The sequence below is a fragment of the Acinetobacter lwoffii genome, from assembly GCF_015602705.1.
GTDB classification, from domain to species: domain Bacteria; phylum Pseudomonadota; class Gammaproteobacteria; order Pseudomonadales; family Moraxellaceae; genus Acinetobacter; species Acinetobacter lwoffii_E.
In genome coordinates this window covers 263,686-284,694 of the sequence record NZ_CP059081.1, presented here as the reverse complement: position 1 = coordinate 284,694, position 21,009 = coordinate 263,686, and the positions used below count along the sequence as shown (strand labels likewise).

General features: G+C 46.4%; 20 protein-coding genes and 1 riboswitch. Of the genes, 12 read left to right on the top strand and 8 right to left on the bottom strand.

What is annotated here, in order from left to right; translation table 11 throughout:
- Window positions 1-28: 28 nt before the first annotated feature.
- Together phoU and abuO are read right to left on the bottom strand one after the other, a co-directional pair.
- On the bottom strand, window positions 29-748 hold the full coding sequence (gene phoU / locus H0S56_RS01250) for a phosphate signaling complex protein PhoU (RefSeq protein ID WP_005108465.1): 720 nt from the start codon (window positions 746-748) through the stop codon (window positions 29-31).
- A 91-nt stretch (window positions 749-839) separates the two neighbouring features.
- Complete coding sequence (gene abuO / locus H0S56_RS01245) at window positions 840-2,201, bottom strand: multidrug efflux outer membrane protein AbuO (RefSeq protein WP_195725479.1); 1,362 nt, start codon at window positions 2,199-2,201, stop codon at window positions 840-842.
- A gap of 289 nt (window positions 2,202-2,490) precedes the next feature.
- On the opposite strand from abuO, the gene H0S56_RS01240 reads away from it, so the two are divergent.
- From H0S56_RS01240 to H0S56_RS01210, 7 genes are all read left to right on the top strand, one after another.
- Window positions 2,491-3,522, top strand: coding sequence for a hypothetical protein (locus H0S56_RS01240; protein WP_195726024.1), 1,032 nt, complete (start codon window positions 2,491-2,493; stop codon window positions 3,520-3,522).
- Between the two features lie 108 nt (window positions 3,523-3,630).
- Window positions 3,631-3,763, top strand: a riboswitch (TPP riboswitch).
- Window positions 3,764-3,851: 88 nt separating this feature from the next.
- A complete protein-coding gene (gene thiC / locus H0S56_RS01235) occupies window positions 3,852-5,747 on the top strand; it encodes a phosphomethylpyrimidine synthase ThiC (protein ID WP_195725478.1) in 1,896 nt (631 codons plus the stop codon).
- 76 nt (window positions 5,748-5,823) lie between these two features.
- Window positions 5,824-6,459 (top strand): NUDIX domain-containing protein, encoded by a 636-nt coding sequence (locus H0S56_RS01230; protein ID WP_004281075.1) that lies wholly within the window; start codon window positions 5,824-5,826, stop codon window positions 6,457-6,459.
- On the top strand, window positions 6,456-7,274 hold the full coding sequence (cpdA, locus tag H0S56_RS01225; protein WP_071851151.1) for a 3',5'-cyclic-AMP phosphodiesterase: 819 nt from the start codon (window positions 6,456-6,458) through the stop codon (window positions 7,272-7,274). Before H0S56_RS01230 ends, cpdA begins: the two co-directional genes overlap by 4 nt.
- A 209-nt stretch (window positions 7,275-7,483) precedes the next feature.
- On the top strand, window positions 7,484-8,011 hold the full coding sequence (gene dksA / locus H0S56_RS01220; protein WP_004281072.1) for an RNA polymerase-binding protein DksA: 528 nt from the start codon (window positions 7,484-7,486) through the stop codon (window positions 8,009-8,011).
- Window positions 8,012-8,013: 2 nt separating this feature from the next.
- Entirely contained in the window at window positions 8,014-8,934 is a 921-nt protein-coding gene (gene gluQRS, locus H0S56_RS01215) for a tRNA glutamyl-Q(34) synthetase GluQRS (protein ID WP_227554913.1), read from the top strand.
- Between the two features lie 57 nt (window positions 8,935-8,991).
- The gene (locus H0S56_RS01210) at window positions 8,992-9,252 is read left to right on the top strand and encodes a zinc ribbon domain-containing protein (RefSeq protein ID WP_004281070.1); all 261 of its coding nucleotides are present in this window, start codon (window positions 8,992-8,994) and stop codon (window positions 9,250-9,252) included.
- On the opposite strand, the gene ftsW is transcribed toward H0S56_RS01210, so the two are convergent.
- The 5 genes from ftsW to H0S56_RS01185 form a co-directional block, all read right to left on the bottom strand.
- Window positions 9,241-10,437 carry a putative lipid II flippase FtsW gene (gene ftsW / locus H0S56_RS01205; RefSeq protein ID WP_004281069.1) on the bottom strand — a complete coding sequence of 399 codons (1,197 nt, stop codon included), beginning with the start codon at window positions 10,435-10,437 and terminating at the stop codon, window positions 9,241-9,243. The genes H0S56_RS01210 and ftsW overlap by 12 nt on opposite strands.
- Window positions 10,438-10,457: 20 nt before the next feature.
- Window positions 10,458-11,804: a UDP-N-acetylmuramoyl-L-alanine--D-glutamate ligase gene (gene murD, locus H0S56_RS01200; RefSeq protein WP_195725476.1), complete on the bottom strand. Its 1,347-nt coding sequence runs from the start codon at window positions 11,802-11,804 to the stop codon at window positions 10,458-10,460.
- 162 nt (window positions 11,805-11,966) lie between these two features.
- Complete coding sequence (locus H0S56_RS01195) at window positions 11,967-12,218, bottom strand: DUF6587 family protein (protein WP_005249694.1); 252 nt, start codon at window positions 12,216-12,218, stop codon at window positions 11,967-11,969.
- A 59-nt stretch (window positions 12,219-12,277) separates the two neighbouring features.
- Entirely contained in the window at window positions 12,278-14,134 is a 1,857-nt protein-coding gene (feoB, locus tag H0S56_RS01190) for a ferrous iron transporter B (protein ID WP_195725475.1), read from the bottom strand.
- Complete coding sequence (locus H0S56_RS01185) at window positions 14,131-14,391, bottom strand: FeoA family protein (RefSeq protein ID WP_004281065.1); 261 nt, start codon at window positions 14,389-14,391, stop codon at window positions 14,131-14,133. Before H0S56_RS01185 ends, feoB begins: the two co-directional genes overlap by 4 nt.
- 174 nt (window positions 14,392-14,565) lie before the next feature.
- On the opposite strand from H0S56_RS01185, the gene xerD reads away from it, so the two are divergent.
- The 4 genes from xerD (at window position 14,566) to thrC (ending at window position 19,022) form a co-directional block, all read left to right on the top strand.
- Window positions 14,566-15,483, top strand: a complete 918-nt coding sequence (xerD, locus tag H0S56_RS01180; RefSeq protein ID WP_195725474.1) for a site-specific tyrosine recombinase XerD — start codon at window positions 14,566-14,568, stop codon at window positions 15,481-15,483.
- A 99-nt stretch (window positions 15,484-15,582) separates the two neighbouring features.
- Window positions 15,583-16,392, top strand: coding sequence for a DsbC family protein (locus H0S56_RS01175; protein ID WP_005101478.1), 810 nt, complete (start codon window positions 15,583-15,585; stop codon window positions 16,390-16,392).
- Between the two features lie 126 nt (window positions 16,393-16,518).
- Window positions 16,519-17,826 (top strand): homoserine dehydrogenase, encoded by a 1,308-nt coding sequence (locus H0S56_RS01170; protein WP_034605826.1) that lies wholly within the window; start codon window positions 16,519-16,521, stop codon window positions 17,824-17,826.
- A gap of 56 nt (window positions 17,827-17,882) precedes the next feature.
- Window positions 17,883-19,022: a threonine synthase gene (gene thrC, locus H0S56_RS01165; RefSeq protein ID WP_004281061.1), complete on the top strand. Its 1,140-nt coding sequence runs from the start codon at window positions 17,883-17,885 to the stop codon at window positions 19,020-19,022.
- Between the two features lie 56 nt (window positions 19,023-19,078).
- Here thrC and H0S56_RS01160 read toward each other — a convergent pair whose 3' ends face one another.
- Window positions 19,079-20,140, bottom strand: coding sequence for a serine hydrolase (locus H0S56_RS01160; RefSeq protein WP_195725473.1), 1,062 nt, complete (start codon window positions 20,138-20,140; stop codon window positions 19,079-19,081).
- Between the two features lie 219 nt (window positions 20,141-20,359).
- Between H0S56_RS01160 and gacA the strand changes: the two genes are divergently transcribed.
- On the top strand, window positions 20,360-20,995 hold the full coding sequence (gacA, locus tag H0S56_RS01155; protein WP_005108454.1) for a response regulator transcription factor GacA: 636 nt from the start codon (window positions 20,360-20,362) through the stop codon (window positions 20,993-20,995).
- The last annotated feature ends 14 nt before the right edge of the window (window positions 20,996-21,009 follow it).

Genomic DNA, 21,009 nt, shown 5'->3' with positions numbered 1-21,009 from the left:
GAGGTTTTTTTATTTAAGTCTGGAACGTTTAACGCTGAACTTTCTGTTCAATTTCTTCAACGCTGGTATGACGCACATCAAAACCTTTGACCATATAGATCACCTGTTCCGAAATATTCCGGGCATGATCGCCAATTCTTTCTAGCGAACGCAGCACCCATAATACATTGATGACACGACTGATATGCCGCGGATCTTCAATCATATAAGTCATAAGCGTACGTGTGGCTGATTGATACTCACGGTCAATATCCGCATCTGCCAACATGACCTTCAAAGCTTGATCTACATCCAGACGCGCAAAAGCATCCAGTGCATCATGAATCATCACCCGCACCTGGTTGCCAATATGCCGGGTTTCCATATAACCGCGCGGTGAGCCGCCCTCTTCACATAAGCTTTGTGCAATTCGGCCTATTTTCGAGGCTTCATCGCCAATCCGTTCCAGATCGGTATTGGCCTTGGACATGGCAAGCACCATACGTAAATCAATCGCGGCAGGATGACGGCGCGCCAGAATCAGGGTCAGCGCTTCATCAATATCTCGTTCCATCTGATTGACGACATTATCTTGAAACTGCACATCTACTGCCATTGAGACATCTGTGTCCAATAGGGCATGAATGGCATTAGCTACCTGCTGTTCTACCAGTCCGCCCATCGTCATGAATTTGGTATTTACGTCCTGCAGTTCTTCATTAAATTGCGAAGAAATGTGATGACTTAATACAGGATTATTTGGACACAAGGAAAGCTACTCCTGAACGATAGAGGACAATGATCAATAATAAATCATATTAAAGCATATCTATGATGAAAGTTTGATGACAATAGTAGCCTCATAGAGGCTGAGGCGAATCATATTCAATCAGCCAGGCATTCAGCTCTGCCAGTTCCTTTTCGGTTAACTGCCCGACCGAGGCCTGCAATTGCAGCACATGCAACAGATAATCATATTTGGCATTCAAATAATCGGTCTTGGCAGAAAAGGCATTACGCTGTGCCAGCAACACATCGACCATGGTTTTTAAGCCTTCCTGATATTGGGCTCTGGACGCTTGTGAGACAATTTCCGAAGAGTCCATCGCGGCTTTACGTGCATTCAGTTTGGCCTGATCGGTTTCTACCTGCATAAAGGACTGTTTCACATCGGTATTGGCTTTGCGGATGGCCGCATCCAGTTGCGCTTCACTTTTTTGCACATTGACACCGGCCTGACGAATACTTTTTTGTGTGCGTCCACCGCTAAATACATTCCAGTTCACCTCCACCCCAATCTGGTCGAAATCTCCATTGCTGGACATGATCGTAGCCGGACTTTGCTTTAAATAGCCATAGGTTCCGACCGCTTCGACCTGCGGATAGAGCGCAGCCTGTTCGACCCGTTTGGCATCTTCAGAATAGCGCTTTTGCAAACGCGCTTGCAGAATATTCAGATTTTGGCTTTGTGCTAATTCGGTCCAGGACTGCATATCACTTGGAACCGGTTTCTGGAACTGGAAATCGTTGCGTAATACCGCCAGATTTTCCTGATAAGGGCCGATTAACTGTGCCAGCTGTTCTTGGGCCAGTACCAGCTGAACTTGAGTCGAAATCCGGTTGGCTTGGGCACTTTGATACTGGGCATTAGCTTCACTGACCTCACTACGCGCCACCAAACCTTCTTTCAGCTTAGCATTCATCATGCATAACTGTTCAGACAGCGCCTGCTCTTCCTGTAAATAAGCCGTAGTCAAAGACTGCTGCCGCAAGACATTAAAATAGGCTTCGGCCACCTGTAAAATATGCTGCTGTTTTTGCAGACGCAGATTGACTTCACTGAGTTCGACCGAGGTCTTGACCTGCTTATAACCTTGCCAGGCATCCCAGCGAAATAAAGGTTGGCGTGCGGTTAAGGCCACCTGACGGCTGGTTGTACTGGAACTTTGCAACTCACCAAATTCAGCAGGCAAACCTTCAGACTCTGAGTTGTTGACGGACTGGTTTTTACGGGTCACACTTCCAGATAAAGTCACGGTCGGCAGCAAATTTCCGCCTGCAATCCCCAGATTGAGCTGATCAGATTGGTACTGCAACACATTCGCCTGCCAATTTGGATCATTTTGCTGGGCGCGTGCATACGCTTCTTGTAAATCCAGGGCAAAAATCGCCGGACTAATTAATAGCAATAAACCGGCCATGACACTGAGTTTTAATTTCATTTTATAGTGTTAACCCCTAACAGCCATTCAGATCAAAAAATTCTGGCGCTTTAAGCTAAGCCATACTAAAGAGATCTCTTGAATTTTTACGTATGATTTTTATTAACTTTTTAATATAACTATCGCGTTTTATTCACGATTAATTCAATTTTCAAGATCTCTGTCTGCAATGTAACAAAGCAATTCACAATACTAAACATAGTATTTTAATTTGATCTATACAATATACCTCCCAGTAAGGCCGTTATTTTCTGAATTCACCTATACAGAGTCCTGAAGCACAGTGTTAATGCCATTCCCGTCGATATTCAAAGCCTGTTTCATTGCCGGCAGTTTGCTGTTTCTGGGAGGCTGTCAGCAGCCCTCAGAATCACAGCTCCAGATTGAACAGCCTGAAGCGAGTCAAGCCCAAAGTCCAGTCAATGACTTCAGCCTCATGTGCCAGAATATTGAAAAAAACATGTCCCAGATTAATGACCAGCGTACGACTTTTGCGCTGGAACAGATTAATCAGGATCTTAAAGTGTGCCTGCCCTTAATGGAACTGGCAGAGCAGAAAAATCTGATGTTGCGCTCTACTGAAATGTATCAGCGCTTTTTAAAGGTGGATCGCACCGAATTTCAGCAACGCGCCTTTGAGCAGTATGCACTGGAAATGGCCCAGCATCCGACCATTCAGCACGCGCATTTTCAACAGCTCACCTCACGTGACCAGTATCTGTTAAAACACAAGGGGCAGGCTTATGTAGAACTGCTGGATCTGGGAGATGGCACTTTACATTATCGCCGCAGTCCGGAATATCTGGCGCGTATTTTTGCCCCTTATTTACCGGCCGCTGAAAAAGCCTTTATTGAAAATCTGGCGGAACAGAATATGGAACCGGTGCTGGTGGAAAAACGCCTGCAGATTGAAGCCGCTGATATTGCAGCCCGCAGTCTGCTTTGGGAAGACTATCTCAAGACTTATCCGAATAGCAGTTATAAACGCGATGCTGAATATCTGCTGAAGCAATATACCTATTTCCTGTTTAGAGGTACCGAGCAATCCCCGGTGTCGGAAGATTATCGCGATCGTTATGCTGTGGATACCAGTCATCTGGAAACTATTATTGGACTATCAAACGGCCAGAAATCAACGCTGTCCACACAGGCACGCCTGTTTCTGGAATTTCTGGACATGACTCCGGAACAGCGCCAACAAGTCTTGCCTGCCGATTATAGAAACCGCTCGGAAGCAGATCAGATTCTGTACTATGCCCAGATCAGCCCGCCCTCACAAAAATATGATAAAGACTGCTTTACCGATGCCATCTGTATCTAGTTGGGATCAGTTTCACCTTCAATCAATATCGCCATGTCTAAATCAATCCTCGCTTAAAGTTGAGCGATTTAGACCTGTTTATTCTGCCTAAACTGAGCTAAGCTTTAGCCTCGCTTGACGGAGCGCGAGTAATGCCTCGCTGAGATCATGTGATTCCTTTTATCATTATCAGGAATTGAGCATGAGTACCGTTGAACCTGATCAGGTTAATACCTGCGTAGGAATCAAGCCAGCTAAAAACCCAGCCCTTGCTTTATCTGTTCAGGATAAATCTGCCTACGTTTTTGGTCGTGCTTGATTCGTTGATGTCATTCATAAGGATCATAGCCATGAACCAGTTAACGAATCTTTCTTCTGAAACCACTCTCTCCGCTCATGAACAGGAAGCACGCGATTTAACGCGAATTCTGCCTGCCTCACGTAAAGTCTATCTGCAAGGCTCCCGTCCTGATATTCAGGTACCGATGCGGGAGATTTCCTTAAGTGAAACCCCGACCAGTCTGGGCGGTGAACATAATCCGCCATTAATGGTCTATGACACGTCTGGTGTTTATACTGACCCCGATGTGACGATTGACCTGAACAAAGGTCTGCCGAATATTCGTGAAAGCTGGATTGAGCAGCGCAACGATAGTGAAATTCTGGATCAGCTCAGTTCTGAATTTGGCCGCCAGCGTTTACGCGATATCCGTACCGCTGCGATCCGTTTCGCGCATATTCAAAAACCACGCAAAGCCAAATGCGGCCGCAACATCACCCAGATGCATTATGCCAAGCAAGGCATCATCACCCCGGAAATGGAATACATCGCCATTCGTGAAAACCTGCGCCAGCGTGAAGGTGTTGATATGCGCCAGCATCCGGGCCAGAATTTTGGTGCAAAAAACCTGACTGAAATTACGCCAGAATTTGTGCGTCAGGAAGTCGCCGCCGGCCGCGCGATTATTCCGGCCAATATCAATCATCCGGAACTGGAACCGATGATCATCGGGCGTAATTTTCTGGTCAAAATCAATGCCAATATTGGTAATTCTGCACTCGGTTCAAGTATCGAAGAAGAAGTCTCGAAAATGACCTGGGCGACGCGCTGGGGTGCAGACACGATCATGGATCTGTCGACCGGACAGAATATCCATGAAACCCGGGAATGGATTATCCGGAATTCTCCAGTGCCGATCGGAACCGTACCAATCTATCAGGCACTGGAAAAAGTCAATGGTGTGGCCGAAGACCTGACCTGGGAGATCTTTAAAGACACCCTGATTGAACAGGCTGAACAAGGTGTGGACTATTTCACCATTCATGCTGGCGTGCTTTTAAGATATGTACCGCTGACTGCCAACCGTTTGACCGGTATCGTATCGCGTGGCGGTTCGATCATGGCGCAGTGGTGTCTGGCACATCATCAGGAAAACTTCTTGTATACCCATTTCGATGAAATCTGCGAGATCATGAAAGCCTACGATGTGTCTTTCAGTCTTGGCGATGGTCTGCGTCCCGGCTGTGTACAGGATGCCAATGACGAAGCGCAATTTGCCGAACTTCGAACTTTGGGTGAGCTGACCCACCGTGCCTGGGAGCATGATGTTCAGGTGATGATTGAAGGCCCGGGCCATGTCCCGATGCATATGATCAAGGAAAATATGGACCTGCAACTGGAAGTCTGTAAGGAAGCGCCATTTTATACCTTGGGGCCTTTAACCACGGATATTGCACCGGGTTATGACCACATTACTTCAGCCGTCGGCGCTGCGATGATTGGCTGGTACGGTACCGCAATGCTGTGTTATGTGACGCCGAAAGAGCATCTCGGTTTACCCAATAAAAAGGATGTCAAAGACGGCATTATTACCTACAAGATTGCCGCACATGCAGCCGATCTGGCCAAAGGTCATCCGGGTGCGCAAGCCCGGGATAATGCCCTGTCCAAGGCGCGTTTTGAGTTCCGCTGGGAAGACCAGTTTAACTTGAGTCTGGATCCGGACACGGCGCGCAGCATGCATGATGAAACCATGCCGAAAGCCGCGCATAAATCCGCGCACTTTTGTTCCATGTGCGGACCAAAGTTCTGTTCAATGAAGATTAGCCAGAATGTTCGTGATTATGCCAGTCAACAGGCCAATCCTGATCAGCCGGCAAGCTCTCAGGCCGAAATTGAAGCCGGCATGAATCAGATGAAAGCCAGCTTCCACAACTCTGGTCAAAATTTATACCACAAACTATAAAACTGTAAAAAAAACAGTTGTCTTCAAAAAAAACTCAGATAGGATGAAAATAAATCAATTCATTCTATCTGAGCATATGAATATTATTAAACAGGCCTCTTATAATAAAAAAGACTTTAGCGTAGAGGCACGTGAGTTCTTGTACCAGGGATTTATTCAGGTAGAAAAAGTCAGCCTGAAACACCGTTTATTTAATCAGGAAAGCTCAACCCCTATTTTGCAACGTGAGCTGATTCATCGGCCAGAAGCAGCGGGTGTGCTGATGTACAATCATCAACAACAGAAATTCGGCCTGATCGAACAGTTCCGGATTGGCGGACTGGATGATATCGACTCTCCTTGGCAACTCGAAGTAATTGCTGGCGTTCTGGATGGCGATGAAGCGCCTGAAACATGCATCCGTCGCGAAGCACTCGAAGAATCAGGCTGTACCCTGGATGAGCTGCAGCACATTTTCAGCTTCTATCCGTCCGCCGGGGCATGTTCCGAATTATTTCATTTATATGTGGCGCAGACCGAATTGCCTGAACAGGGCGGTATTTTTGGCATGCCGGATGAAGGTGAAAATATCCAGCTGCATATTCTGGATTATGCTGATATTCCGTCCTTGCTCACGAATGGTCGCTTAAGAAATGCACCTGTCATTATGGCCTTGCAATGGTTGCAACAACATATTCATACTGCAGGAATATGTCTAAGGGGAAAGACATGAGTTTTCAGCAGTCAAGTACAAGTACAAGTACACAGCCGGATTGGACCATGATCCAGATTTCTGATACCCATTTGATGAACCGGGAAGAGCTGGAATTTGCCCGGATGAATCCCGAGCAGAGTTTTCATGAGGTGATGCAGCAGATCCAACAGCGCTTTCCCCAAATGGATGCACTGATTCATACTGGTGATCTGGCGCAGGTGCCGGTCGAACAGACTTATCAGCGATATTTGGAATATATTCAGTCTTTAAACGTGCCGCATTATCAGATTCCAGGTAACCATGATGACATTCGGGTGTTCCCTTTTCACCAGAACGTGAATCAGGTACATGCCATTCATTTTGGCACCTGGACCATAATCCTGTTAAATAGTGCGGTTCAAGGCAAGGTGGATGGCTGGGTGGAACAAGCTCAACTGGATCAATTGGATCAATTATTGCTTGAATTTAAACATCAGCATGTCATTGTCGCTTGTCATCACCATCCTTTTGCGATGAAATCGCACTGGATTGATCAGCACCGGCTGAAAAATGCTGAAGATTTGAAAGATGTGCTGGCTCGGCATCAGAATATCAAACTGGTTCTGTTTGGTCATGTGCATCAGGATTCCTGCAACGAATGGCATGGTATCTACTTTTTATCCACGCCATCGACCAGTGTGCAGTTTAAACCTAAAAGCGAAGATTTCGCACTAGATCAGGCGGCACCGGGTTATCGTGTATTACATTTGCAACAAAATGGTGAGTTTGATACCTATATTGAACGGGTGGCATTAAGCCAGCAAAATATTAATACCGAAATTTCAGGTTATTAACTTTTCAATTTGTTTTTTTTGCATTACTTTATTGCAACCCAAGGAAATGTGATATGCATAGTCCAGACATCAAAGACTATCAATAAGCATAAAAAGTCTATATGATGACGGCCCCCATAGGAGGATAATCTTTCTACAGGGTGGATAAAAATTGCATATCACCATATTTTTTGCGTAGCAATCATACGCATAGATGAGGAATGCCCTAAATGGCGAATGACAACCAAAATCAAGTCTTAGACAATCAAACTGATGTTGTAGAAGAGAAAGCTGCAAAGCGCGTACGCAAATCTAAGCCTAAAACGACTGACGGTGGTTCTACTGCTAGCTTATTTGGTATTGAACCTTATCAACCTAAAAAAAATGAAGAATACATGTCTGAAGGTCAGCTTCAGCATTTCCGCCAAATCTTGCTGGCTTGGAAAGCTGAGTTGATGTCAGAAGTGGATCGTACCCTGAATACGATGCAAGACGAAAATACTGCTCTTCCAGATGTGAATGACCGTGCCACTCAGGAAGAAGAGTTTGCGATTGAGTTACGTACCCGTGACCGTGAACGTAAACTGATTCGTAAAATCGAACAGTCGATCGAAGCAATCCAGAATGATGACTATGGTTTCTGTGAAACTTGTGGTATCGAAATTGGCTTGCGTCGTTTAGAAGCACGCCCAACGGCTACTTTATGTATTGACTGCAAAACACTTGCAGAAATCAAAGAGAAGCAAAATAACGGTTAAGCATGTCGTTAAGTAATCCCTCCCTGCCCCTCCCTTTAATAAAGGGAGGGAAAGCTGAAGTGAATTACGTGGGTCGGTTCGCGCCATCGCCAACCGGCCCTTTGCATTTTGGCTCCCTCATTACCGCAGTTGCCAGTTACTGCGATGCCAAAGCCAATCAAGGCACATGGCTGGTCCGGATTGAAGACACCGATATTCCCCGCATTTATCCCGGCAGCGAAGAGCATATCCTGCGTGCCATGGATGCCTTTCAGCTTGAACCTGATGCCGAAATCATTTTCCAGAAAGACCGTTTAGATATTTACGAAGACGTCATCCAGCAATTACGTCAGCAAGACCTAGTCTATGCCTGTCAATGTACCCGTAAAATGCTCGGTTCCAACCATATCTATCAGGATACCTGCCGCAACTTGGGTCTGGCTTTTGAGCATCAGGCCATCCGTTTAAAAGTTGAAGATGTTGAAATCTGTTTTGAAGACCGGCTGCAAGGTCAGCACTGTTCAGAACTGAAAAAAGATCTGGGCGATTTTGTTTTAAAACGTCGTGACGGCATTATGAATTACCAGCTGGCTGTAGTAGTCGATGACTATCTGCAAGGTATGACTCATGCGGTACGTGGAGCTGATCTTTTAGATAATACCGAACGGCAAATCTATCTGGGACAGTTACTCGGTTATCCGCGTCTGAGCTATATGCATCTACCGCTGGCAATGAATGATCAGGGGCAAAAACTGTCAAAACAGAATCTGGCCCAAGCACTGGATTTAACTCAGGCACCCCAATTATTAAAACAGGCACTTCAGGCTTTGCATCAGGCTGAAGTTGATTTGGACACTCCCGATCGGATGCTGCAACAGGCGGTAGTACAATGGGACATTGAGCGGATTCCACATACAACTGAGCTACAAGGTCACTATTTATAAAAACAGCTTTTCACTTAAGCTAGACTTCTAGAATGAAAAATTGATAGGAAGAAGAGTATGTTTTTTATTTTTGGCGTCGGCCCTAAAACCAAAACCATTGAGAAAAGCCAGTTTCTGTGTCCGGTCTGCCGTACTCGTTCGGGCTATGAGCTAAAACAGCAGCGTAATTATTTTTCTTTATTTTTTATACCCTTGATTCCACTTTCCAAGCCTAAATCTGCTTTTGTGACCTGTTCCAATTGTGGAACCGCAATGCCGAGCACGGTACTGGACCATGCTCAGCCAGAGCCAGGACGAAACTCCAATCTAGAAGCTTGATTCTTCGCGGCTTGGATTGACCTGACGCGTGGTCGAATCAATTTTTAGAATCAGACTGATCATGACCGCACAGATAATCAGGGATGAACCGCCATAACTAATAAATGGCAAGGTCAAACCCTTGGTCGGCAACATGCCCATATTCATACCGGCATTCACCAGAATCTGTAACAGGAAAATGATACTGATGCCATAGGCCAGATAGCCGGCACGCAAATATTGATGCTGCAAGGCGCGGTGTCCAATGCGGATACAGCAAACCAGCATGGTGAAGGACAAGATCAGGATGGTTGAAATGCCTAAAAAGCCAAATTCTTCACCCAAAATTGCCAGCATGAAATCGGTATGCGCCTCAGGCAAATAAGACATTTTCTGGATACTATGCCCCAAGCCTACCCCTGCCCATTCCCCACGGCCAAAGGCCATAAGGGCATTAGAGAGCTGATAACCGGTGCCTAAGGGATCTTCCCAAGGATTCGAAAAAGACAGCAGACGTTGCAGACGATACGGTTCCAACAGAATCGCGGCAGCAAATGCGCCGACCAAGGTCATAAAAGCCACACCGAACTGAATCCACGGCGCACCCGCCAGAAAGAACACGCCAAGCATGGTTAAGGTAATTACCACGGTTGCACCCAAGTCAGGCTCGAGAATAATCAAACCGACGGTAGCACCCATGATGGCACTTAAACGGACCAGACCCTTGATATTATTCCGTACTTCTTCCGCACGGCGCACCACGTAGTCTGCAGTAAAAATTGCCATCATCACTTTGGCGACTTCCGAAGCCTGTAAGGTAAAGCCTGCGATCCGAATCCAGCGTTTGGAACCATTGACTTCCGTCCCGACAAATAGCACGGCCACCAAAAGTACGATGGTAATAATCCACAAAAAGAAAGTGTTATTAAACCAGACTTTTAAGGGGATTTTATAAGCCAGAAAAGCTGCTACGGCAGCGACAAAAATCGAAATCCCATGTCGGCTAATATAGTGAAACGGATTTTCATGCATACGTTCTGCATAGGGCATCGAGGCCGATGCCACCATGATCGAACCAATGCAGAGCAAAGCCAACACACAGAAAATCAATACATTCCGTGGATTCACTTCAGCAGGTATTCTAGGTATCCACTGCGTATAAAATTGATTTAATTTATTGATCGTAGTCTGAGCAAACCCAGCCATATCACGAATCCTTGTTATTCTTAATTGAGTTCATTCACATACGCAACAAACTTGCGACCACGCTCAGGATAACCCGAGAACATATCAAAACTTGCGCATGCAGGAGACAATAGCACGACATCATGTGCCTGAGTGTGCTTTTGGCAGATTTCTACTGCCTGCTGCAAGCTGTCCGCATGAATCAGTTCAGTCGTACCCGCAATCGCTGCTTCAATGACGGGACGATCTTCACCGATTAATACCGCTACTTTGGCATATTTGCTTAATGATTCACGCAAGGCTTTAAAGTCCTGCCCTTTGCCCTGACCACCGAGAATAATCGCGACTTTACCGCCTTGGGCTTCAATGGCCATGCCGAGACCGTCCAGTGCTGCCAAGGTTGCGCCGATATTGGTACCTTTGGAGTCGTTATAATAACGTACGCCTTGCACTTCTTTAACGAATTCACAGCGATGTTCCAGACCTTTAAAGGTCTTTAAGGTATTCAACATGCTTTCCAGTGGCAAGCCAATCGCTTCACCCAGCGCCAGACAGGCTAAGGCATTGGCAACATTATGCGTGCCCTGCATATACATCTCGGTACTTTTCAGCAGACGCTCACGACCACGCGCCAGCCAGATGCTGCCATCCGTATCCTTGAGAATACCGTACTGGTTCATATCCGGTGCATTTAGACCAAAGCTTTGTATCGGTGTTACGTCTGGCACCAGAGGACGGGTCAAAGAGTCATCACGGTTATAGACGACTTTTTTTACACCCTGGAAAATCCGGTGTTTCGCCGTGTGATAACCCATCATATCGCCATGACGATCCAGATGATCTTCACTCATGTTCAACACCACCGCGACTTCAGCCGCCAGATTTGAGGTGGTTTCCAGCTGAAAACTGGACAGCTCGAGTATATACAGCTCAGGATCGTCTTTAGTCAGGTCTAGCGCAGGACGACCTAAGTTACCACCGATAGCGACTTTTTTACCTGCATCCGCTGCCATCAAGCCAATCAAGGTCGTCACGGTACTTTTGGCATTAGAACCGGTAATTGCTACGATTGGCTTGTCTGTAGCACGGCGTAAAATCTGGATTTCACTGACTACTGGAATGCCCTTGTTGATGGCTGCCTGAATTTCAGGAAGTTTAGGGTCAAGCCCGGGGCTAATCACGATTTCTTCCGCAGACAACAACAGCTCGGCATCAAACTGACCGAAACTGGTCTGAACCTCAGCAGGTATCTGGTCATGCCCTGGCGGGTTAGCTCTTGAATCTGTTACTGCAACGCGGTAGTCCTGACTATGCAAGAAATTGACTGCTGCAACACCTGATATTCCGAGTCCTGCAACGACTTTTAACCCACCACGTTGTATTAACATTTTCGCCCCATATTTTGGTCTATTTTGAAACTGACGAAATGGTAGCACTTTGCTGTTTTGAATGCCTTTTCTGATTGGCTTTTCTGCACATTTTTTTTGTGTCCATGCGTAAAAAAACCGTCATGATCATGACGGTTTTTGAAATTTAGCCAGAAAAGGAAATTATTTCCATTTCACCGCTTGTTGGGCTGGCTTTTCTTCTGAACTTTTTTCTGAAACCGGACAGGCACAGTTGCCACCACAGCCTGCAGCCATACCCGGTTGCAGCCATTTGGCCAGACGCTTCCAGCCCTTGGCTGCACAGGCATCAGACAGCTTCTGGAAGACTGAGTTAGAGGTGTTCGGAAACACCTTTTTGAATACGACCAGCATGCTCCAAAGCACCAGTGCTGCCACAATGAAAATTTCAATCATCTCAATCTCCCATACATATACAATGCAGCACACTCAATTGGCCAAGGCCAAACTGAGATTTAGCCCAAATAATATGAAGCAATTTGATAAGTCAGGAATGACATGAAATATGCCAGACCAAACAGGTAAATGGTCATGATACTGACAGTTTTCCAGGAACCCGTTTCACGTTTCACCGTTGCCAGGGTCGCCAGACAGTGTGGTGCATAAATAAACCACACCAGCAAAGACAAACCTGTCGCCACTGACCAGCCCAGATCACCTCCACCGCTGATCAGCGCAGCCAGACCTTCAGACATCGCATCTTCATCAACTGCCGACATCGCATAGACTGTGCCCAGTGCTGCAACGACCACTTCACGCGCTGCCATCGCCGGAATCAGGGCAATACAGATCTGCCAGTTAAAACCGAGGGGTGCAAAGATCGGTTGCATCAGATGACCGAGCATCCCTGCCAATGAATAATCAATGGCCGGCAGGGTTGCACCTTCTGGTGGCTGCGGGAACGTACACAGGAACCACAGCACAATCGATAAGGCGAAGATGATGCCACCGACACGTTTCAAGAAGATTTTGCCGCGATCCAATAACCCGATCCAAACGTTCTTCAAGTCCGGAAAACGGTAGCTTGGCAGTTCCATCAGCAGCATGTGCTGTGATTTATCTTTGTGGAAGAATTTCAACACAAAAGACACAACCAAAGCACTTACGATACCTGCCATATACAGACCGAAGAGCACCAGACCTTGCAGATTCAGGAAACCCCAGACGGTTTGTGCCGGTACAAATGCCGCAATCAGCAAGGCATAAACTGGCAAGCGTGCCGAACAGGTCATTAAAGGTGCAACGAAAATCGTGGTTAAACGATCTCGTGGATCACTAATGGTCCGCGATGCCATGATGCCCGGAATGGCACAGGCAAAGCTGGACAATAACGGAATAAAGGCACGTCCTGATAAACCGGCTTTAAACATCAGCTTATCTAATAGGAAAGCAGCACGCGGTAAATAACCTGATTCTTCCAGTACCAGAATAAAGAAGAACAGAATCAGAATCTGTGGCAGGAACACCACCACGCCACCGGCACCGGCAATAATCCCGTCCACCACCAGGCTATTCAGTAATGGGTGCGAAATATATTCGCCGAGGAACTCACCCAGCCAGCCAAAGAAGGATTCAATCCCATCCATAAACGGCGCAGCCCAGGCAAATACCGCCTGGAAAATCACGAACATCATCACGGCCAGACTAATTAAGCCCAATACCGGATGCAGAAAAATCTTGTCAAGAAAATCTGTACGTTTATCTTCCTGATCGACGAAATTAACCACGTCATTCAGAATGTTTTCCACGCGCTGGTGACTGTCACCTTTCAAGCCGCTGAGTTCGGTCTGTGGTACAGAATACTTGCCTTGATCCAGCGCATTTTTCAGGTTTTCAATCCCTGAATTGCGCACAGCCACCGTTTCTACCACAGGTACGCCCAGTCGCTCAGACAGCTTCTGGGTATTGATCTGCATGCCACGACGGCGTGCTTCATCCATCATGTTCAGCACAACCAGCACCGGACGACCCAGTGCAATCATTTCCAGCACCAGACCCAGATGCAGTTTCAGATTGGTGGCATCTACCACACATAAAAATGCATCCTGCTCCTGCTCTTCCGCAATTTTACCTTGTACGACGTTGCGGGTGATTTCTTCATCCGGACTGGTTGCATCCAGACTATAGGTTCCCGGCAAATCCAGTACCCGTACCGCTTTGCCTGAGGCAAGCTGAAACGTACCGACTTTACGTTCAACCGTCACACCCGCATAGTTACCGACTTTTTGGCGCGTTCCGGTTAAATGGTTGAATAATGAAGTTTTACCGCAGTTAGGGTTACCGACAAGGGCAATACGTAATGTATCACTCATGCCGACACCGCCTGTTCGATTTCAATTTTGGCTGCTTCTGATTTACGCAAAGCAAAACGTGTGAATCCAACTTGAATCAAAATGGGATCTCCACCAAAAATACCTTTAGTAATGACCTGTACCTTTGTACCTGGTACAAAGCCTAAAGTTTCCAAACGACTCGCGACGACATCGTGTAGAGCACTTTCACCATCAGTTGTTCGACTCACTTTTCGAATGATGGCAATTTGTTTTGCTTTTAAATCAGACAAACGCACCGTGAAATTCCTAAACTATTTTGTACAGTATACAAACAAATGAGAATAATTAACAAATAAGATTAATTACATTTCGATTTAGCCTTATACCACATCGACACTGTCATAAAATTAAACTACAGTGGAGAATACCAATCCCGATTATCGCTTTTTCAGATCAGATCCTTTCACCCTATGCTGAATAAAAAACCCCGTATTCCTGCCCCTGTCCAGATTCCTGATGCGTTCAGTTATTTGCAGGGTTTTCGTGATTATCTGATTGCACAAACGGTCAGCCCGCATACTCGAAATGCCTATTTGTCCGATCTGGTGCAATGTGCAGAATGCCTGAGCAAGCCTCTGCCGGAATGGAGTCATGATGATATTTCTGATGTACTGATTGCGCTGACCAAACAGCAAAAAAGTCCACGTTCGATTGCCCGCTGCCTATCTGCCTTGCGCTCATTTTATAAATTTCTGCGCGAGCAAAAACTGCGTAGTGACAATCCTGTGGCTGCACATAAAACCCCGAAACTGGGCCGGGCCTTACCCAAAGATCTCTCCGAAGCTGATGTCGAAGCCCTGATTCATGCTCCGGATATCAACACTGCATTAGGGCTGCGCGATCGCGCCATGTTTGAAGTGCTGTATGCCTGCGGACTCCGGGTGACCGAACTGATTAACTTGCGGCTGGAACTGATCAACTTAAAACAGGGCTATTTACGTATTGTGGGTAAAGGTAATAAAGAACGCCTGGTTCCGATGGGAAAAATGGCCTGTGAATGGGTGGGAAAATATCTGAATGAAGCCCGTCCGCAACTGTATAGGACTTCGACCGATTATCTGTTTCTGACCCAGCATGGCGGTATCATGAGCCGGCAGAATTTCTGGTATGCCATTAAGCGTTATGCGCTGCAGGCCGGAATCCAGTCCGAACTGTCACCGCATACCTTGCGCCATGCCTTTGCGACGCATTTACTCAATCATGGCGCAGACTTACGCGTGGTACAGATGCTGCTCGGGCATAGTGATCTGTCTACCACCCAGATTTATACCCATGTAGCACAAGTACGGATGCAACAGCTACACGCGACCCATCATCCACGAGCTTAAAACATATCCGGATGGAATAAACTGAGAAGTTTGACGTGTGGGTATTTTTTTTTGTTATGCTAATGCTCTGTTTTTAATCCAAGAAGAAAAGGGTTTTTTATGACATTTGCCCGCTCAAAAATTTTTATGGCTTGCACACTTGCTGCTGGTTTGGGTCTGACTGCGTGTTCCAATTCCACTAACAACGATAAAAAGCAAGAGTTGACTGCAAGCGCACCGGCGACGGGCGAAGCCTCTACCCTAACCGAACGTAATGCAGAACAGCGTCTGGCGTCTACGTTGGAAAAGCATTTCAAAACTGCTGGCATCAGTGCCAAAATTACCGACATTAAAGCCACTGAAGTTCCAAACCTGTACTGGGTGAGTCTGGAAGGCATGTCTGCGGTCTATGTCACCAGTGACGGTAAATACCTGATTCAGGGCGATGTGATCCGTCTCGGCGACAAACAGCTACACAATGTCAGCGAAAACCTGCAGGCAGGCATCAACAATAAACTCTTTGCTGAACTCAAGCCAGCCGACTTGCTGGTCTATCCAGCCAAAGGCAAAGCCAAGCATGTGGTCTATGTGTTTACCGATGTCAGCTGTCCGTATTGCCATAAATTCCATGAGCAAATGGATGAGATGAATGCCAAAGGCATTGAAGTGCGTTATATCGCCTGGCCGCGTGGTGAACAGCATATGCCGGCCATGGAAGCGATCTGGTGCAGTGCTGACCGCCGTAGTGCCTTTGACCAGGCGATTTCAGGCGCACAGATTAGTGCAGAGAAGTGTGAAAATCCTGTTCAAGATCAATATCAAATGGGTCTGAATATGGGCGTGAATGGTACCCCTGCCATTTATAATTCAGCAGGTACTTATCTGGGCGGTTACCTGTCTACATCGGAATTATTGAATCGGCTTAAATAACTCATTTTAATAAGTTATTTAACTTTATTTTATAGATAAAGATATTCTGAAATGACCCTAGAGTCAGGCGGGTTTTTTAGCTATGATCTAGGCTCTTGTAAAAAACTGTTTAATTTGGAGTGTGACGTGAAACCAGTTCGTCTGGCAATCCTCGGTCTTGGTACTGTAGGTGGTGGTGCCTTGAAACTATTAAAAGAAAATGCTGCTGAGATCAAACGTCGCACCGGTCGTGAAATTGAAATTACCCATGTAGGCACCCGTCGTCCACGTCCTGATCTGGATCTGCCAGAATCGGTCAAACAAAGTGCTGATTTGATGGACATCGTGCGTCAACCTGATGTAGACGTGGTGGTTGAAGTCATGGGCGGAATTCATCCTGCCTATGAAGTCATCATGGAAGCCATGAAACATGGCAAACATATTGTAACCGCCAACAAAGCACTCTTGGCTGAACACGGTAATGAACTGTTTAAAGCGGCTGAAGACAATGCCGTGCAAATTGCCTATGAAGCCGCAGTGGCTGGTGGCATTCCAATTATTAAAGTGATCCGTGAAGGTTTGGCAGCCAACAAGATTGAATGGCTGGCCGGTATTATTAACGGCACAGGTAACTTCATTCTTAGTGAAATGCGTGAAAAAGGCCGCGCTTTTGAAGATGTGCTGAAAGAAGCGCAAGAACTGGGTTATGCCGAAGCCGATCCGACCTTTGACGTGGAAGGCATTGACGCAGCACACAAGCTGACGATTCTGGCCTCATGTGCTTTTGGTATTCCACTTCAGTTTGACAAAGTCTTTACTGAAGGCATTGGCAAAGTCACGGCACAAGATGTGAAATATGCCGAAGACCTCGGTTTCCGGATTAAACATCTGGGCATTGCACGCCGTACTGATGCCGGGATTGAACTCCGTGTACACCCGACCCTGATTCCAGATGACCAGCTAATTGCCAATGTCAATGGTGTGAAAAATGCGGTTCTGGTACAAGCCAATGCGGTTGGCCCAACACTGTACTATGGTGCTGGCGCGGGTGCTGGACCAACAGCTTCTGCGGTGGTTGCCGATGTCGTCGATATTGTCCGCGACATCATTTACACAGAAGACGGTGCAGGCACCATTCCACAACTGGCTTTCGAAGCGCTCAGTGATTTACCGATCTTGAGTCGTGAACAAATGACTACCGGCTATTACATCCGTATTAATGCCGAAGATCAGATGGGCGTGCTTGCCGATGTGACCACGATTCTCAGTCGTGCCGGCATCAGTATTGATGCGATCATGCAGCAACCGCGTTTATCCAAAGACCTTATTCCTATCGTGATTCTGACCGATCCTATCGTCGAATCAAAAATGGATGCAGCGCTTTCACAAATTCAAGCATTACCCGTCATTCATGGCGAAATTGTACGAATTCGTTTAGAATCGCTTGATAATTAATCGGGTTGAGGGGAGGATTCCCCTTGCCAAGCTCTACACACAATTGGAACATCATCATGTCGAATGCCAATCGTTATACTGGTTTAGTTGACCGCTATCGCGACCGTTTACCAGTGTCTGCAACTACTCGTGCGATCTCTTTGGGTGAAGGTAATACTCCACTGATCAAGCTTGAGAATATTCCACGCATTATTGGTAAAGATGTTGAAATTTATGTGAAGTACGAGGGCTTAAACCCGACTGGTTCATTTAAAGACCGCGGTATGACTATGGCGGTGACCAAAGCCGTTGAAGAAGGCTCTAAAGCCATCATCTGCGCATCTACTGGTAACACCTCTGCAGCAGCGGCGGCATATGCTGCACGTGCTGGCATCAAAGCATTCGTGCTCATCCCTGAAGGCAAAATTGCCATGGGTAAAATGGCTCAAGCGATGATGTATGGTGCGATCACCATGCAAATTCGCGGTAACTTCGATGACGGTATGCGTCTGGTTAAAGAAGTTGCCGATCAGGCACCGGTAACGATTGTAAACTCAATCAACCCGTACCGTCTGCAAGGTCAAAAAACCATTGCTTATGAAATCGTTGAAGCTTTAGGTCGTGCACCGGATTATCACTGCCTGCCAGTCGGTAACGCGGGTAACATCACTGCGCACTGGATGGGTTATACCGAAGCGGTTGCCAACCAGTCGAAAGAAGAATTTGAGCAAGTCGTTTACGATGCTGAAACTGATGCTTTCACTGGTCCTAAACCGGCAGGCTTGCCAATCATGGCAGGTTATCAAGCGTCTGGTGCTGCACCTTTCCTTCGTGGCGGTCCAGTAGAAAATCCGGAAACTGTTGCAACTGCGATTCGTATCGGCAATCCGCAAAGCTTCAATCATGCTAAAGCGGTTGTTCGTGATTCAAACGGCTGGTTTGATGAACTGACTGATGCGGAGATTCTTGAAGCTCAACGTCTGCTTTCTATGTATGAAGGTGTATTCGTAGAGCCTGCGTCTGCTGCGTCTGTCGGCGGCGCGATCCGTGACATTAAAGCGGGTAAAATTGCTGAAGGTTCAGTGATCGTATGTACCGTAACGGGTAACGGTCTGAAAGATCCAGACACTGCTATCAAGCAATGTGCTGATGCCGTGATGTTGTCGATTGATGCAACTATGAGTCAAGTTAAAGACTCTATTCTGTCGAATATGTAATTTCGGCCAGAATTAAAAAAACCCTGCACTTGCAGGGTTTTTTATGAACCAATCAATTAGATTCGTTTAGGTTGCTGGCTGACCCAACTCATTAAACGGGTCGCATCATTGGTACGCGCCTGTGAGCTGTTTGCGCCTAAAACTACCACCGCCACCGGACGGTTATTCAGAGTCGTGTGCATCACCACACAGCGCCCTGCTTCATTAATAAAACCGGTTTTAGAAATATTGATATTCCAGCCGCCATTACGTACCAAGGCATTGGTATTATTAGATTTCAATACACGATAACCCAAGTTAAAGTCATAGCTTGGCGTGGTCGAGAACTGACGAATCAGGCCGTATTGAGAGGCCGTATTTACCAAGATTCCCAAGTCACGAGCTGATGCCACGTTACCCGGATGCAAACCTGTTGATTCCATAAAGCGAGTGGAGTTCATTCCCAGCTCTTTAGCTTTTGCATTCATTTTGGCAATAAACGCTGATCGACCACCGGGATAGGTCCGTGCCAAAGCGGCTGCAGCCGGGTTCTCGGACTTCATCAGAGCAAATAATAAAGCTTCAGCACGGTTCATGCTGTCTCCTGCTCTTAGCGTCGAGCTTGAGCTTTTACAACCTGAACAGGAAAAATCAGCCTGTTGCAGGGTGATTTTTTCCGACATATTCAGACGTGCATCAGAAATCACCACCGCTGTCATCAGCTTAGTAATCGATGCAATCGGATAGGCAGTATTGGTATTTTTGCTAAACAGCACTTCACCGGTTTGTGCATCCATGACCAGTGCAGCCCGTGCATTGACAGAAGGTTGATTACTAAAATGATTCGTATCAATAATCTGTGGCGCAGTATAAGCAGGTTTGGCTGCTGTTGGCGCTGCTGTGCCGGCCTGACGCAAAGTGGTAGTCACTGTGGCTGAACCGGGTGGCGACGGCTCATTGGCAGAGGCATTAAAATCATCGCTCATTAACTGGTTAACTTCTTCAGAAGACCAACTAATGCTGGAACCGCCCTCTGCCGTGCCAGAATTCATAATGATTTCAGCAAAACTTGTCGTGCTCATGCTGATTAACACGGACAGGCCGAGTAGATGCCTTAAAGACTTGTTTATTTTCTTCACTATTCCTTCACTCAACTAACAGAGGTAAGATTGATTTGCGTATTACCTCTAATATGCCTTACATTTAAACACAATGCCGAACATTTTTTGTTCTTGACACTGTGTGATAAGTTTCAGATTTAATCTTGCGAATAGGATTGCTAATTTTGTACTTTCATTGCAAGCTTATTTTGCTTTATGTAACAAAAAAATGATTTTTTTAACAGAGGGAGAGCGTAGGTGATCACAGTTTTAGTTGTGGACGACCATGAATTAGTTCGTACTGGAATTTGCAGAATGCTAGAAGACCATGCGGAGGTTCAGGTAATTGGACAAGCTGAATCTGGTGAAGAAGCGATCTCTCTAGTTCGTCAACATCATCCTAATGTGGTTTTATTAGATGTGAATATGCCAGGCATTGGCGGTGTAGAAACCACGCGCCGTCTACTTCAGAGTGCACCGGAAACCAAAGTTTTGGCGGTTAGCGGTTTAGCAGAAGAGCCTTATCCGTCCCTGTTATTGAAAGCCGGTGCCAAAGGTTATATCACCAAAGGGGCCCCGATTTCGGAAATGGTCCGTGCGATTAACAAAGTCATGCAAGGCGGCAAATATTTCAGTGCAGACATTGCGGAACAGTTAGCAAGCTCTTACCTTTCTGATACACAACAATCGCCTTTTGATGCATTGTCAGAGCGTGAAATGCAAGTCGCGATGATGGTCGTGAATTGTATCAGCGCCCAGGAAATTGCCGACAAGCTCTTTGTGAGTGTTAAAACCGTGAATACTTATCGTTACCGTATTTTTGAAAAACTGAATATCGATAGCGATGTTAAACTGACTCATCTGGCCATGCGCTATGGACTCATTAAACCTTAGCTTTTAACGATTTC